The 16828-nt window shown below is 33.8% G+C and carries 12 protein-coding genes and 1 riboswitch; of the genes, 1 reads left to right on the top strand and 11 read right to left on the bottom strand.

The window, feature by feature from the left end:
• Positions 1-2: 2 nt before the first annotated feature.
• Complete coding sequence (locus tag GFJ99_RS05970) at positions 3-1088, bottom strand: bifunctional 3-deoxy-7-phosphoheptulonate synthase/chorismate mutase type II (RefSeq protein WP_153207946.1); 1086 nt, start codon at positions 1086-1088, stop codon at positions 3-5.
• Positions 1089-1130: 42 nt separating this feature from the next.
• Positions 1131-1958: a prephenate dehydratase gene (locus GFJ99_RS05965; RefSeq protein ID WP_153207945.1), complete on the bottom strand. Its 828-nt coding sequence runs from the start codon at positions 1956-1958 to the stop codon at positions 1131-1133.
• Positions 1959-2224: 266 nt separating this feature from the next.
• Between GFJ99_RS05965 and gldA the strand changes: the two genes are divergently transcribed.
• Positions 2225-3127 carry a gliding motility-associated ABC transporter ATP-binding subunit GldA gene (gene gldA / locus GFJ99_RS05960; RefSeq protein WP_153207944.1) on the top strand — a complete coding sequence of 301 codons (903 nt, stop codon included), beginning with the start codon at positions 2225-2227 and terminating at the stop codon, positions 3125-3127.
• A gap of 80 nt (positions 3128-3207) precedes the next feature.
• Here gldA and GFJ99_RS05955 read toward each other — a convergent pair whose 3' ends face one another.
• From GFJ99_RS05955 to GFJ99_RS05915, 9 genes are all read right to left on the bottom strand, one after another.
• Entirely contained in the window at positions 3208-3597 is a 390-nt protein-coding gene (locus tag GFJ99_RS05955; RefSeq protein WP_008254727.1) for a hypothetical protein, read from the bottom strand.
• 117 nt (positions 3598-3714) lie between these two features.
• Positions 3715-4671, bottom strand: a complete 957-nt coding sequence (gene metF / locus GFJ99_RS05950) for a methylenetetrahydrofolate reductase [NAD(P)H] (protein ID WP_153207943.1) — start codon at positions 4669-4671, stop codon at positions 3715-3717.
• A gap of 1 nt (position 4672) precedes the next feature.
• Positions 4673-7348, bottom strand: coding sequence for a methionine synthase (metH, locus tag GFJ99_RS05945; protein ID WP_153207942.1), 2676 nt, complete (start codon positions 7346-7348; stop codon positions 4673-4675).
• 160 nt (positions 7349-7508) lie between these two features.
• Complete coding sequence (locus tag GFJ99_RS05940; protein WP_153207941.1) at positions 7509-8501, bottom strand: homocysteine S-methyltransferase family protein; 993 nt, start codon at positions 8499-8501, stop codon at positions 7509-7511.
• An 80-nt stretch (positions 8502-8581) separates the two neighbouring features.
• A riboswitch (SAM riboswitch) is annotated at positions 8582-8690 on the bottom strand.
• Positions 8691-8842: 152 nt separating this feature from the next.
• The gene (locus GFJ99_RS05935; protein ID WP_153207940.1) at positions 8843-10015 is read right to left on the bottom strand and encodes a PLP-dependent aspartate aminotransferase family protein; all 1173 of its coding nucleotides are present in this window, start codon (positions 10013-10015) and stop codon (positions 8843-8845) included.
• A 116-nt stretch (positions 10016-10131) separates the two neighbouring features.
• On the bottom strand, positions 10132-12546 hold the full coding sequence (thrA, locus tag GFJ99_RS05930; RefSeq protein WP_153207939.1) for a bifunctional aspartate kinase/homoserine dehydrogenase I: 2415 nt from the start codon (positions 12544-12546) through the stop codon (positions 10132-10134).
• Positions 12547-12640: 94 nt separating this feature from the next.
• Entirely contained in the window at positions 12641-13606 is a 966-nt protein-coding gene (locus GFJ99_RS05925; RefSeq protein ID WP_153207938.1) for an alpha/beta fold hydrolase, read from the bottom strand.
• A 64-nt stretch (positions 13607-13670) separates the two neighbouring features.
• Positions 13671-14963 carry an O-acetylhomoserine aminocarboxypropyltransferase/cysteine synthase family protein gene (locus GFJ99_RS05920; protein ID WP_153207937.1) on the bottom strand — a complete coding sequence of 431 codons (1293 nt, stop codon included), beginning with the start codon at positions 14961-14963 and terminating at the stop codon, positions 13671-13673.
• A gap of 420 nt (positions 14964-15383) precedes the next feature.
• Positions 15384-16826 carry a TSUP family transporter gene (locus tag GFJ99_RS05915; RefSeq protein WP_153207936.1) on the bottom strand — a complete coding sequence of 481 codons (1443 nt, stop codon included), beginning with the start codon at positions 16824-16826 and terminating at the stop codon, positions 15384-15386.
• Positions 16827-16828: the final 2 nt, after the last annotated feature.

Here is a 16828-nt window from a genome sequence, read left to right as displayed (position 1 = left end):
AATTAATTTTCACGAATTATTTTTTCTTGATGATTAATACTCTCCTGATGTATCGCTTTAAACAACAACATTACAAAATCGTTACTTAAACCCTTTTCTTCGCCTTCCAAAATCATTTTCCCTAAAATTTCATTCCAACGTTGGTTTTGAAGAATTGCAACGTTTTTATCTTTCTTTAATGAGCCTATTTTATCGGCTACTTTCATTCTATTTCCTAAAATTTCTAACAACTTTCCATCATATTCATCAATCTGCATACGCAGTTTTGCCATTTTTTGGTTGTATTCGCTTTCATCATCCGACACTTTTCTAACGCGTAAATTGATGAACATTTGCTTCAATGTAGCAGGTGTTACTTGTTGTGCGGCATCACTCCACGCATTATCTGGGTCAATGTGTGTTTCAATAATTAATCCGTCGTAATTCAAATCTAACGCTTGTTGCGACACTTCTTGAATCATATCGCGCTTGCCTGTAATGTGGGAAGGATCACAAATTAAAGGTAAATCAGGAAAACGATTTTGTAAATCAATCGCTATTTGCCATTCGGGATTATTGCGATATTTTGTTTTTTCGTAAGTGGAAAACCCTCTGTGAATTACACCTAATTTCTTGATGTTCGCATTATACAATCGCTCTAAACCACCAATCCATAAAGATAAATCAGGATTAACTGGATTTTTCAACAAAACAATTTTATCAGTTCCTTCTAATGCATCAGCAATTTCCTGAACTGCGAATGGATTTACAGTAGTTCTGGCTCCAATCCACAGCACATCAATATCGTGTTCCAATGCTAATTTTACGTGAGCTGCTGTTGCTACTTCGGTTGCCATTAACAAACCTGTTTCTGCTTTGGCTTTTTGCAACCATTTTAATCCAATTTCTCCCACTCCTTCAAATCCGCCTGGACGCGTGCGAGGTTTCCAAATTCCCGCACGGAAAATCGAAACATCCGAATTTTTTAATTCGTGTGCAATTTTTAAAACTTGTTCTTCGGTTTCTGCACTACATGGCCCTGCTATAACAAGCGGATGATTTAACTGAAAATCATCTAACCAAGTGCGTAATTCTTTTTTATTTTCCATAATCCTTATTTCACTGTAAAATTACTATTTATTCTTAAATTATTATTGTTTACTTCTTTCATATTCGCCCAAAACCTTGAAATGCGTCGTCATAATTTCCATTACTTTTTTCGCTTTTTCAAAGTGCTTGTATTTTTCAAAAACTACATCCACAAAAAAAGCATAAGTAAAAGGTGTTTCGATAATAGGAAGTGATTGAATTTTCGTTAAATTCAATTTGCAATTATTCAAAACATTTAAAACCGTTGCCAACGAACCCGGCATGTCATCTAATTCAAATTTTATCGATGCTTTATTGATGAGTTCTTTCGGAATTTCTTTATTGGAAGCTTTTAAAACAACAAAGCGTGTTTTATTACTTTTTACGGTGTGAATTCCATTTGCAATGATTTCCAAATTATAAATTTCGGAAGCAACTGGTCCGCCAAGAGCACCGATTCCTTTTAATTGATTTTCCTGAATTCGTTTTGCGGTGATTGCGGTATCCGAACTTTCTACCAATTTAATATGTGGATATTGACTGAAGAAATTGGCACATTGCAACAAAGCAATTGGATGCGAATGTACTTCTTGAATCTCTTCAATAGTTTGCCCAGGAAACACCATCAAATTCATGTGTATGTCTAAAAAATGCTCTCCTATAATGTGTAAATCGTATGAATCGATTAAAGCATAATTTGGTAGAATAGCGCCCGCTATTGAGTTTTCAATCGCCATGATCGCTTTGTCTGACTGGTTATTTTTTAGACTATTAGCTACATCTCTAAATGTAACACATTCATCCAAACCAATTGCTTCACCAAAATAACGATGTGCTACTTGGTGATGAAACGACCCTTGAATTCCCTGAATTGCGATTTTAATCTCCATAATTATGAGCAAAAAAAAAATCCCGATTTGCATCGGGATTGTATGTTTTTAAAATAAATTTCTTTGATTTATATAATAGCACAACAATCCCTCAACTGTTTCCAGAAGAAATTAAAAGAATTGTTATAAAAAAACGTGCTGTTGTTAAGCATTATGACTTTGTTATTATATTTTGCTAAAGTAGTAAAAAAAATGAAATTGAAATACTTTTTTAAATAAATTTGAGTTCTTTTAAAAAAAGTTACTTTTGCTAAAATTTACATCATATGTCAATAGAAGTTCAAAATATTTCAAAAAATTACGGAGACCAAAAAGCGTTAGACAACATTAGTTTTTCTGTAAAAAAAGGAGAAATCGTAGGTTTTTTAGGTCCTAATGGTGCTGGAAAATCAACCTTAATGAAAATTTTGACCACTTATTTAACAGCCGATAGTGGAACCGCAGTGGTTAACGAACACGATGTAACTTTGGCACAAAAAGAAGTACAGAAGTCGGTTGGATATTTACCAGAACATAATCCGTTGTATTTGGATTTATATGTGAGAGAATATTTGGCTTTTAATGCCGATTTACACAAAGTTGCCAAATCGAGAATTGATGAAGTAATCGCTTTGACAGGATTAACTCCTGAAAGTCATAAGAAAATTGGTGAACTTTCTAAAGGATATCGCCAACGTGTAGGATTAGCAACTGCCTTATTACACAATCCTGATGTAATGATTTTGGATGAACCAACAACAGGTTTAGATCCAAATCAGTTGGTTGAAATTCGTGATTTGATTAAAAACATTGGTAAGGATAAAACGGTTTTTCTATCAACGCACATTATGCAAGAAGTAGAAGCTATTTGTGATCGAATTATTATTATTGACAAAGGAAAGATTGTAACCGACAAAAAATTAAACAACTTAGTTGCTGAAGATCCAGAACAAGTTATTGAAGTAGAATTTGATAAAAAAGTTGATGAAAATATTTTTAGTTCTCTTTCAAATTTAAAATCAGCAAAAAACACTCACGATTTAGTTTGGGAACTTACTTTTACTGCAGCAACTGATATGCGTCCCGTTTTATTTGACTTTGCTCAAGCAAACCAATTAAGAACTTTACAAATTGTATTAAAAAGTAAAAACTTAGAGCAGATTTTTAGAGAAAAAACAGGGAAAAAGTAAATCACATAATACGCAATAAAAAAATCTCCTTACAAATAAACCTTGTAAGGAGATTCCAAAAAAGCATTGGCTAAAAAATATTAATTTAACGTTGCCAAATACTTATTTCTAAGTTTAAAATAATCATCATATAAAACAGAAAGCGCATATGAAGATAATTTTTCATCTAAAATAGAACTATAAATAAAATCTTCTTCTGTAAAACCAGATTTTACAATAGCAGCTTTAATATTATTTACAGCTTCTTTTTTATTGCCTTGATAGAAATAACAATTTGCTACTTCTATGTATACATCTTTTAAGTTTTCACCTTTAGACAATTTGATATAACTTTCATATACCTTTATTGCTTCAGTGTAATCTTTTTTCTCAGTTAATGCTCTAGCTTTAATTAAAACAGAGTCTAATTCACCTGCAAATCCAATTTGGGTTGCAAGCACTATTACGAAAGTGAATATAAAATTTTTCATAATAACTTGATTTTTATTTCTATGAAGTTACGAAATAAAAATTACACCTACAAGCTTTTATTAAAAAAATATTAAAAACCCTCTATTTATCAGCCTTTTAAAAGAACGAAAAAATGGTTAAAATATATCTTTTGCAATAGTTTTTATATTTTCAGCCTTACCCATTGAATAATAATGTAAAACGGGAATACCTGCCGCAACTAATTCTTTACTTTGTTGCGTACACCATTCTATTCCAATTTGTTTCACTGCATCATTATCTTTGGCTTTTACAACCGCCATTATCAAATCATCGGGTAATTCAATACTAAAACGATGTGGAATTAAATTCAATTGTTTCTTTGTTGCGATAGGTTTTAATCCTGGAATAATAGGCACTGTAATTCCGGCGGCTCTGCATTTTTTAACAAAATCGAAGAATTTTTTATTGTCAAAAAACATTTGTGTAATGATATAATCGGCTCCGTTTTTTATTTTTTGTTTTACGAAATGAATGTCGCTATCTAAACTAGGCGCCTCCATGTGCTTTTCTGGATAACCCGCAACTCCAATGCAAAAATCAGTTTTAGTCGAATTTTGTAAATCTTCATCCAAATAAATTCCGTTATTTAAATTGCTAATTTGTGTTACTAATTCTGAAGCATACGAATGTCCTTCTTTTTCGGGTTTGAAGTAAATTTCACTTTTTACTGCATCACCACGAAGTGCCACTACATTGTCAATTCCCAAGAAATCTAAATCAATCAACAGATTTTCAGTATCTTCTTTGGTAAAACCACCACACAAAATATGCGGAATAGCGTCCACTTCATATTTATTCTGAATTCCAGCACAAATTCCAACGGTTCCCGGACGTTTTTTTACTACTTTTTTTTGAAGCAAACCATTTGCTAATTCTTTAAATTCATATTCCTCACGATGATAGGTTACATCAATAAACGGCGGATTGAATTCCATTAACGGATCAATACTATCAAAAATAGATTGAATATTTTGTCCTTTTAACGGCGGTAAAATTTCGAAGGAGAACAAAGGTTTTCCGTTGGCGTTTTGTATATGTTCGGTTACTTTCATTTTAATCTGCTAAATTGGGTGAGAGCCATTTTTCGGCTTGTTCAACACTACTATTTCTTCTTTTGGCGTAATCTTCTAATTGGTCTTTTTTAATTTTTCCTAAACCAAAATATTTACTTTCTGGATTCGCAAAATAATATCCTGAAACCGATGAAGCTGGCCACATTGCCATACTTTCGGTTAGCTTTACTCCTATTTCTTGTTCTACATTTAATAATTTCCAAATAGTTGGCTTTTCTAAATGATCTGGACAAGCAGGATAACCCGGTGCGGGACGAATTCCGTTGTATTGTTCTTTGATTAAATCCTCATTTGACAAAACCTCATCAGAAGCGTAGCCCCAAATTTCTTTTCGAACTTTTAAGTGTAAATATTCTGCAAAAGCTTCTGCTAATCTATCTCCCAAAGCTTTTACCAAAATCGAATTATAATCGTCCAATTGTTTTTCGAATTCCGACGCTTTCTCATCCACTCCAAAACCGGTTGACACACAGAAACATCCAATGTAATCTTGTTTGCCAATTTCTTTTGGAGCAATAAAATCCGCCAATGCGATATTTGGAGCTCCAACCGTTTTTTGTGATTGTTGTCTTAAACTCAGAAACTTCTCGACTCCGCTCGAAGTGACAAGCTCAATATCATCATCATTTACTGTATTCGCTGGAAAAATTCCCAAAATCCCTTTGGCAGAAAACCACTTTTCGGAAACAATTTGAGAAAGCATTTTTTGCGCATCTTCAAAAAGATTAGTGGCTTGTTCACCTACAATTTCATCGGTTAAAATCGCTGGATATTTCCCATACAGTTCCCACGATTGAAAAAAGGGTGTCCAATCGATAAAATCTACCAATTCGGAAAGTTCCACTTCAATGGTTTTTGTTCCGATGAAATTGGGTTTTATAGGTTCGTAATTTTCCCAATCAATTTTGAATTTATTTTTTCTTGCTTCTTTAATAGATAAGAAATTTTTCTCTCGACTTCTGTTTAAATAACCTTCACGAAGCGTGTCATATTCTTCACGAAGTGATTTTGCATAAGTAACTTTTGTATCGGGCTGTAATAAATTCGTTGCAACAGTTACCGCACGAGAAGCATCGTTAACATGAACAACGGTTTCCTTATATTCTGGAGCAATTTTCACAGCAGTATGTGCACGAGAAGTTGTCGCACCACCAATCATTACTGGAATTTTGATATTCAATTTATCCATTTCTTTAGCTAAATACACCATTTCGTCCAACGAAGGCGTAATCAAACCACTCAAACCAATAATATCTACGTTTTCTTTAATAGCTATTTCAATAATTTTTTCTGGCGGAACCATCACACCTAAATCAATGATTTCGAAATTATTACAGGCTAAAACTACTGAAACTATGTTTTTTCCAATATCATGCACATCGCCTTTTACAGTCGCCATCAATACTTTTCCTGCACTTGACGAAGTAGAACCATCTTTTGAAGCTTCAATATAAGGAAGCAAATAAGCCACCGCTTTTTTCATCACGCGGGCCGATTTTACTACTTGTGGCAAGAACATTTTTCCTGAACCAAACAAATCACCCACCACATTCATTCCGGCCATCAAATTGATTTCGATAACTTCGATTGGTTTTTTAGCCAACTGACGTGCTTCTTCAATATCAATTTCGATAAATTCGTCGATTCCTTTTACTAACGAATGCGTTAATCGCTCTTGAACTGAACCATTTCTCCATTCTTGAATTACTTTTTCATTTGATTTCACATCACCTTTGAAACTTTCCGCTAAATCTAACAAACGCTCTGTGGCATCTTCACGTCTATTTAATAAAACGTCTTCCACATGTTCTAATAAAATAGGATCAATTTCGTCATAAATTTCCAACATTTCAGGATTCACAATTCCCATTGTCATTCCGTTTTGGATCGCATGATACAAGAAGGCAGAATGCATTGCTTCACGCACTTTATCATTTCCACGAAAAGAAAAAGACACGTTACTCACACCACCAGAAATATTCGCATACGGAAGATTTTCACGAATCCATTTGGTTGCTCGGAAGAAATCTAATGCATTTAATTTATGCTCTTCCATTCCGGTTGCCACTGGAAAAATATTGGGATCAAAAATGATATCTTCGGCAGGAAAACCAACTTGATTAACCAAAATATCATAACTTCTTTTACAGATTTCGATACGTCTTTCAAAAGTATCCGCTTGACCATTTTCGTCAAAAGCCATTACAATTACTGCCGCACCGTATCGTTTGATTAATTTGACATGATGAATAAAAGTAGCTTCTCCTTCTTTTAAAGAAATCGAATTCACAACTCCTTTCCCTTGAATCACTTTTAAACCTGCTTCGATGATTTCCCATTTTGAAGAATCAATCATAACAGGAACTCGGGCAATATCAGGTTCGGCTGCGATTAAATTCAGAAATTTAGTCATGGCATATACGCCATCCAACATTCCTTCGTCCATGTTGACATCGATGATTTGCGCACCACCTTCTACTTGTTCTCGTGCAACCGAAAGCGCTTCGTTGTATTTTTCTTCTTTGATTAAACGAAGAAACTTTCGCGAACCTGTAACGTTTGTTCGTTCTCCAACGTTTACAAAATTGGTTTCTGGAGTTACAATCAAAGGTTCTAAACCTGATAATTTTAAATATTTATCGGAATTATAACTCATTACTTATTCTTTTATAGTGTTTTGCAACAGACTTCCAAAAGACTTTACTATCACTAACATATTGGCAAACCCAACATCGTTGTGAATTTAAAAATGATTCGAAATTTATATTTATTGTTCTGTTTTTCATTGTAATATTTTTTGCCACGAATTTCACCAATTAAACAGATTTCAATTGTTGCGTCCTAGGTTTGAATTCTTTTGCAACCTCAGCAATTAATTTGATGTGTTCTGGTGTAGTTCCGCAACATCCACCGATGATATTTACTAAATTTTCTTGTAAATACTCCCGAATTAATTGTTGCATTTCTTCAGGAGTTTGGTCGTATTGTCCGAAGGCATTGGGTAAACCAGCATTTGGATGAGCTGAAATATTCAATTGCGTATTATGACTTAATGTTTTTAAATATGGTTTCAATTGGTCAGCTCCTAAAGCGCAATTAAACCCAACACTTAACAATGGAATATGTGAAATCGAAATTAAAAAAGCTTCTACAGTTTGTCCCGATAATGTTCTTCCAGAAGCATCGGTAATTGTACCTGAAACCATTACTGGAATATCGATATTACGTTCTTCTTTTACTTCTTCAATTGTAAACAAAGCCGCTTTTGCATTGAGTGTATCGAAAATTGTTTCTACCAAAAGTAAATCGCAACCACCATCAATTAAAGCTTCAACTTGTTGTTTGTAAGCGATTTTTAAATCGTCAAAACTCACCGCACGAAATCCTGGGTCGTTTACATCAGGTGACATAGATGCTGTTCTGTTGGTTGGACCTATTGAACCAGCCACAAATCTTGACTTGTCTGTAAATTCATCTGCGACTTCTCGGGCGATTTTAGCGGATTGAAAATTCAGTTCGTAAACTAAATCTTCCAAATAATAATCCGCCATTCCAATAGTCGTTCCCGAAAAAGTATTGGTTTCTACAATATCAGCTCCCGCTTCAAAATAAGCGCGATGTACTGATTTTACAGCTTCTGGTTGAGTAATGGAAAGCAAATCGTTGTTTCCTTTTAAAGGATGCGGAAAATCTTTAAAGCGTTCGCCTCTAAAATCTTCTTCTTCAAATTTATAACGTTGTAACATCGTTCCCATGGCTCCATCGAGCACGAGAATTCGTTTTTTGATTTCTTCTTGAATTTTTGACATTTTATTCTCTCGCAAAGGCTAATTGCCTAATTTTCTTGATTAACTAATTTGTTACCGTAGAAAGTTGGAGAGCAATTCTAACGTTATCTGCTTCCGATAGTATCGGAATAGAATGTAGCACCTTTCCGCAAGGGCGAGAGGTTGCTAAGCTTTCATAGGGTCTATTCCCTCCAGCTTTCGTGATAACAAACACTAAAATTATGAACACTGCAAATGTAGTGACAAAATTGAAATAATGAAATATTTTCTGAAATTTCATTAAAAAAATATTGTTTATAGATTTATATTCCTATTTTAATCTTAAATTAAGGATATAAATCTATAAAATAATTTAAAAACTTTTATTCTAACGCTTGTTTTAAGTCATTAATTACATCTTGAACGGTTTCTAAACCAACAGAAACGCGCACCAGACCATCGGTTATACTCACAGCCAAACGTTCTTCTTCTGATAATTTGCTATGCGTTGTAGAAGCAGGATGTGTTACAATCGAACGCGTATCACCTAGATTTGCAGATAAGGAACATAATTTGATTTTATCCAAGAATTTTTTACCTGATTCAATTCCTCCTTTAATTTCGAAAGCCACAATATTTCCACCTAATTTCATTTGCTTTTTAGCGACTTCATATTGTGGATGCGAATTCAAAAAAGGATATTTTACCGAAGCAACATTGGAATGATTTTCTAAAAATTCAGCAACTTTTAAAGCGTTTTCGCAATGTTTTTCAATACGAACTGGCAACGTTTCTAAACTTTTTGACAACACCCAAGCATTAAAAGGCGACAAAGCAGGTCCAGTATTTCGAGAAAATAAATAAATTTCACGAATTAAATCAGAACGTCCAACGATGACTCCGCCTAAAACACGACCTTGGCCATCGATCAATTTGGTGGCAGAATGAATGACTAAATCGGCTCCAAATTGAATAGGATTTTGAATGTAAGGAGTAGCAAAACAGTTATCGATAATTAAAATCAGATTATGCTTTTTAGCAATTTTCCCCAACAATTCTATATCTAGAATATCAACTGCTGGATTGGTTGGTGATTCCGCATAAAGAATTTTCGTATTTGGTTGAATAAAATTTTCAATCGTTTCTGGTTGATTGACATCGAAATAACTCGTCGTAATATTCCATTTTGGAAAATATTTAGTAAACAACGTATGTGTCGAACCAAAAACACTACTTGCCGAAACAATGTGATCGCCCGAATTCAATAAAGCAGCAAAAGTAGAATACACCGCTGCCATTCCGGTTGCGAAAGCGTAACCGTCTTCTGCTCCTTCCATCAAACAAATTTTCTCAACAAATTCGGATATATTGGGATTGGAAAATCGACTGTAAATATTGCGCTCCTTCTCCTCCGCAAATGAAGCGCGCATATCTTCTGCATCTTCAAAAATAAAACTGGAAGTTAAATATAAGGGTACGGAATGTTCTAAATATTGTGTGCGTTCTAATTGCGTTCTGATGGCTTGGGTTTCTAATCCTAAATTTTGGTTGCTCATGGTTTTGTTTTTTTAAACATATAAGTCATATAAGTTTTACTTGACTTATAAAGAATAGTTTAAGTTCATTTAAGTTTAAAAACCTACAAAGTTCAAAAAAACCTTGCAGGTTGTGGTTATAATTTTTTTTCGGATAAGCGTAAAATATCGCCAAAAACGCCTCTTGCAGTTACCGAAGCTCCAGCTCCGGCGCCTTGAATTACGATAGGTTGCTCTCCATAAGATTCGGTATAAATTTCGAAAATAGAATCGGAACCTTTTAAAGAACCTAAAGCTGAGTTTGCTGGAACGGAAATTAATTTCACTTCTAATTTTCCTTTATCTTGTTGCAAATCGCCTGATAATTCACCAATGTAACGCAATACTTCGTTTGGACCTTGAGCGTCTTTGATGTTTTGGTAAATTCCGTCTAATTCTGATAAACGTTTCAGAAAATCGGTTGCACTTCCTTCGCGTAAAGCTTCTGGAATTAGGTTTTGAATTTGGATTTCTTCGAATTCGTTTTGTAAATCTAATTCGCGTGCTAAGATTAATAATTTTCTTCCAACGTCGTTTCCGTTTAAATCTTCTCTTGGATCAGGTTCTGTAAAACCTTTGTCGATGGCTTCTTTTAAAACTTCACTAAATTTCTTGTTTTCAACTGAAAAATTATTAAATAAATAACTCAATGTTCCTGAAAAAACGCCTTTAATCTTAGTAATATTCTCACCTGATAAATGCAATAATTTTATTGTATCAATCAATGGTAATCCAGCACCCACATTGGTTTCATATAGATATTCTTTTTGGTTATCTTTTAGTACTTTTCGCAACGTTTTATAAAAATCGAAGCTTACGGTATTCGCTACTTTGTTTGACGAAATTAAATCGAAACTATTTTCGGCTAACGAAATGTAATTTTCAATAAAAGTTGAACTTGCGGTGTTGTCTATTGCAATTAAATTTTCCAAATGATGTTCTTTCGCGTAAGCAATTATGTCTTCAACTTTGTATTCCTGACCTTTATCTTCTAACGTAGCTTTCCAATTTTCACTAATTCCAAATTTATTCAACAACACTTTCTTTGAATTCGCAATCGCAAATACATTCAACTTGATTCCTTTTCGTTTTTCGATATTTTTTGCTGATTCTAGAATTTGTGAAATCAAAGTTCCGCCAACCGTTCCGTGGCCAAAAATTGCGATATTGATTTTTTTCGCTACACCAAAAATTTCGCCATGAATTACATTTAAAGCACGTTTGAATTCATCTTGACTGATAACCAAACTGATATTTCTTCCCGTAACCGTATTATTTAATAAAATTGGAGTGATTTTATTTCGGATTAAAGCCGTATAAGGTTTGTGAAAATTCGTTAAATCTTGCCCAATAATCGAAATCACCGCAATGTTATCGTTTATCGAAATTTTATTGACATCTTTTGTGTAAAAATCGGTTTCAAATTCTTTTTCCAAACCAACCAAAGCTTTGGAAGCCTTATCAGAACTCACCACTAAACCAATTCCTCTTTCTGAAGAACCTTGCGAAATAATGCTAACACTAATATCGTTTTCAGCCATTACACGGAAAATTCGTGCATCAACACCTGTTTTTCCCAACAAACCTCTTCCTTCTAAATTTATAAGTGACACATTGGTTAAAACCGAAAGCGATTTGATGCCTTCATTGGTTTGCTCGGCAGTGATTAAAGTTCCGTTATTTTCAGGATTGAAAGTATTTAAAATACGTAACGGAATGTTTTTTTCCACCAAAGGAATGATGGTTTTGGCATGTAAAATTTGTGCTCCGAAATTCGCTAACTCATTCGCTTCATTAAAAGATAATCGTTCTATTTTTTTTGCATCAGCAACTAAATCAGGATTAGCGGTAAAAATTCCGTCAACGTGAGTGTAATTTTGAAATTCTTCGGCATTTAGATAATTCGCCAATAAAGAAGCGGTATAATTACTTCCGTTTCTTCCTAAAGTCGTGGTTTCACTGTGTAACGTTGAACCAATAAAACCAGTTACAATATTAACTTTATCCGTATTTTTTTCGAAATAATCCAAGACATTTCGCTTTGAAACAGCATCAATTGGTTGCGCATTCCCGAAGTTTATATCGGTTTTAATTAACTGACGAGCATCTGAAAATTGTGCTTTGATGCTATTTTCGTTTAAAACATTAGCCACATATTTTGCGGATAGAATTTCGCCATATGCAATGACTTGGTCTTTGATTTTTTCGCTGTAATCTCCTAAAAGCGAAACACCTTCTAGTAATTTCTGTAAAACTGAGAATTCTTCTTCAAATATGTTTTCTTTCAAGCCTTCCAATTGGTATTTTTTGAATTGCTCAAAATCCGCTTGAAAATTGATGTTGGCTTGTGCTTTTTTTAGTAGAATTACCAATTCGTCTGTAGCGTTTCCTCTTGCCGAAACGACCACCGCAATAGGTTCGTTATTGAAATATTTTTGAGCAATCGTTTGAATTACTTTTTGCAATCCTTCTCCGTTTGCTAATGATTTTCCTCCAAATTTTAGTATTTTCATTTGTTTAGATTTTATTTTTTATTGGCAACAAATGGTATCGCTTTTTTATTTGATTTTGCTTCCGCAAATAGTTTTGTGAGCGATTTCATTTTTTCTAATTAAATATAGGTTTAAGTATGTTGTTTAGTTGTTCAAATTCTATCAAGAAAGCATCGTGCCCGTGAATGGATTTGATTTCGTGATAAAATGCATTGTTTTTGTAAATTTTAATTTCCTGAAAAGCCGTTTTGATTTCGTTTGCCGTAAAAAAGTAATCGGTATCCACACTTATTAAATGAATGTTCGATGTGATGTTTGTAATGACTTCCGATTTGCTGTTGTTTTTAAAAATATCCGTAGTTTTTAATAAATGATTCATGAGTTTGTAAGCCGAAAGTTGAAATCGGTTTTGCAATTTTTCGCCGTGATGCAACAACCAACTTTCCACTTGAAACAATCCTTCCGAATTTTGCAATTTGGCATGGAACTTTTCTTGCAATGATTCAGGCGTTCGATATAATAACATAGCGTGAATTCTGGCATTGTGAATTGGATTTTTGGAATTATTCAAAATCAAATCTTGAATTAACACATTTCCAATCAACCAATCGGAAGCTTTCCAATTTGTCGCTACCGGAATTAAATTCGCAATCGCTTTTGGTCGAATAGCAGCCATTTCCCAAGCAATTGCTCCGCCTAAACTTCCACCAATAATAGCGAAAACTTGATTTACTTTAAACGAATCGATTCCTTTCCAAAATAAATTGGCAATATCGTAAGTGGTGAAATCTTGATAATTTTCAATTAAATTTTCTGCATCTTGATAACCGTTTCCTGGAATATTGAAAGCTAAAACTGCATATTTTTTGGTATCGATAATTTTATCATCACCTATGAGCGATTGCCACCAACCGTTTTCACCAATAACTTGTGAATTTCCAGTTAAAGCATGATTCACCACCACCAAAGGGGCCGAACCAATAGATTGACCAAATAATTGATAGGACAAAATCACTTTTGCTTGCACTACTCCAATTTGCAATGGAACATTTTGGAACACTATTTTTTGAATTTTACTCATCTTTCTTTTTAAAAAAAGGCTGCCTTTAGGTAGGTCTATCGGCAGCCTTCAAACAAACAAAAAACTAAACTAAATTTTGAACTGGCAATTTTTCGAAAACACTTTGTAAATCGGATTTCAAGTCTTCTATATCTTCTAATCCAACGGATAAACGAATTAAATCTTTCGTTACTCCGGTTGTAATTTGTTGTTCTTCTGACAATTGTTGGTGCGTTGTACTTGCTGGATGAATAATCAATGATTTTGTATCACCGATATTTGCCAATAAAGAGAAAAATTGAGTTTCATCAGCTACTTTTTTAGCGGCTTCATAACCACCTTTTAATCCAAAAGTTACGATGCCACTTTGTCCTTCTGGTAAGTATTCTTGCGCTAAATCATAATATTTTGATGAAATTAATCCTGGATAATTTACCCAAGCTACTTCTGGACGTTTTTGCAACCATTTGGCTAATTCTAATGCATTTTCACTGTGTTTTTTGATTCGGATAGCCAATGTTTCTAATCCTTGAATGATTTGAAATGCATTGAATGGACTCAAAGAAGCGCCTAAATCGCGTAAACCTTCTATTCTAACTTTTGCAATGAACGAAGCTGCGCCTAACACTTCATAGTATTTTAATCCGTGATAACCTGCTGAAGGTTCTGTGAATTCTGGAAATTTTCCGTTGCTCCAATCGAAATTTCCTGCATCGATGATGACACCTCCAAGTGAAGTTCCGTTTCCACCAATATATTTGGTCAAGGAATGAATTACGATATTGGCTCCGTGTTCGATTGGGTTTAGCAAAAAGGGTGTTGCCACTGTGTTATCCACAATAAAAGGCACTTTGTAGGTTTGTGCAGCTTTTGAAATGGCTTTTAAATCGAGTACATCTAATTTTGGATTTCCTAAACTTTCAGCGAAGAACACACGGGTATTTTCTTGTACTGCATTTAAGAAATTTTCTGGATTTGATGGATCTACGAAGGTTGTTGTGATGCCTAATCTTGGCAAAGTCACGTTTAATAAATTATAAGTTCCACCATATAAACTGTTAGAAGCTACAATGTGGTCGCCAGCTTTTAGCAACGTTAACAAAGCAGTTGAGATGGCTGCGGTTCCTGAAGCGGTTACGACAGCTCCTATTCCACCTTCTAATTTGGCTAAGCGTTGTTCTAAGATGTCGTTTGTTGGATTATTTAATCGTGTGTAAATAAACCCAGCTTCGGCTAAACCAAAAAGATTGGCAGCGTGATCGGAATTATTGAAAACGTATGATGTAGTTTGATAAATTGGAACGGCTCTTGTTCCAGCGTTTTTAGTGGTATCGTGTCCTGCGTGTAATGCGTTTGTTGCAAATTTATTTGTGCTCATGGTATTTTAAGTATTAAGGTATTTGTATTAAGTATTAAGATTTTTTTTTCGAAGTTTGCTTTTCAGCTACACATTCGACAACATCGTCTTGGATTGTAAATGGCTATTTTCATATATTATTTGTATTATTAGAAATAAAAAAACCTCTGCTTTCGACAGAGGTTATATTGAATTAATTTACTTTTGAAATTATGCAATAGTTTTCCTCTGCGGATTGTTCCACATCATCATACACATATTGCACATTGTAAAGTTCATTTTATTTCTTTTAGTTTGATGGGACAAAATTAGATTTATTTTCTACAATAAAAAAATAAATAGATTATTTTTCTAAATTTTGTTATTTAAATATATTATTGTAGAAAAAATATCTTATTGAGAACAAAATAAAAGTTTATAAATCTAAATTATTTCAAAATCTCAAACAATTTTTAAAAACACCCTAACACTAAACACTATAACTAAGAAAGACACAAATAACAAAGCTGCTTTCTGAGGCAATTTTCCTGCTAATTTTGCCGCAATTGGCGAGGCAATAACCCCACCCAGAATAAGCCCCAAAACAATATACCAATGACTCACTCCTAAAGAGGTAAAAAACACTATTGAAGCAGCAAGTGTTACAAAAAACTCAGCCAAACTAACTGTTCCTACCACATATTTAGACTTTCTTCCTTTTGCCAATAATGTTGATGTGACTATTGGTCCCCAACCTCCTCCTCCAAAAGCATCCATAAATCCTCCGGTGAATCCTAACGCGCCTAAAAATTTAATTTTCTTTTTGAACTGAAACTTTTTAAAAGCAATCACGATTAATCGTATACCAATAACAAAAGTATATGCAGATAAAATCAAATAGGCTAATTTTTCATATTCATTTCCTAAATACACTAAAAATAAAGCTCCTAAAACCGCACCAATTACTCCAAAAGAAGCCAACCAAAAAAGTAATTTCTTGTTTACATTTCCGAACTTGTAATGAGAGAAACCACTGATGGCACTAGAAAACATTTCTGCAGTATGAATACTTCCACTTATGGCAGGCAATTTAACACCTAAAATCATCATACTCGTAGCACAAGTAACCCCATAACCTAAACCCACTGCTCCATCGATTAATTGGGCAACAAAACCAATCAAAAGCATATAATAAAACTCATTTGGCACCTGACTTAGTCCATTTTGAATATCAGAAAGGGAAACTAAAGTAGAACAACCATACCCAATAAAAAACATTAGAAAAGAAGTCGCCAATGTAAAGGCCAAACGTTTATACTTCTTGGTTTCTCTGCTTTTTTGAAAACCTTCTGTCAACTTATTTAAATCGGCTAATTTTTGACTAAAATCGCCTTTATGCTTGCTTCTATAATCGTTTAAAATCGTTAAACTATCCTCAATATTATCGGGAATTACTTCTGTAAAATATTCTCGCATTCGCTTTGCAAGAACTGGCGATTTTCCGTTGGTTGAAATAGCTATTTTTAAACTTCCTTTATTTACAATCGAGCCCAAATAAAAATCACATAAAGCTGGTTGGTCGGCCGCATTTACTTTTATTCCTTTAGATTTGGCTAATTCACGTACTGCCAAATTCACCTCTGGTTTATCTGTTGTGATGATAACAAAATCTTTATTTAACAAATCGATTTCTTCAAACGGTCTTTCGTAAAAAGTAATATTTTGATGCTTGTTACCAATTTCAACTAATTTTGGATGAAAATAGGTAGCAACAACTGTAATTCTAATTTCAGGATTTTGTCTGAGTAAGGTTTCTGTTTTTTCCAAACCAACATTTCCACCACCAACAATTAGAAAATGAGCGGTTTCGGTTTTTAAAAAAACTGGAAAAAGTGTATTCGTCATAA

This window comes from Flavobacterium sp. LMO6, from assembly GCF_009495795.1.
GTDB lineage: Bacteria > Bacteroidota > Bacteroidia > Flavobacteriales > Flavobacteriaceae > Flavobacterium.
Note: the sequence above shows the minus strand (reverse complement) of the source record. Positions and strands in the feature narration are given on the sequence as shown.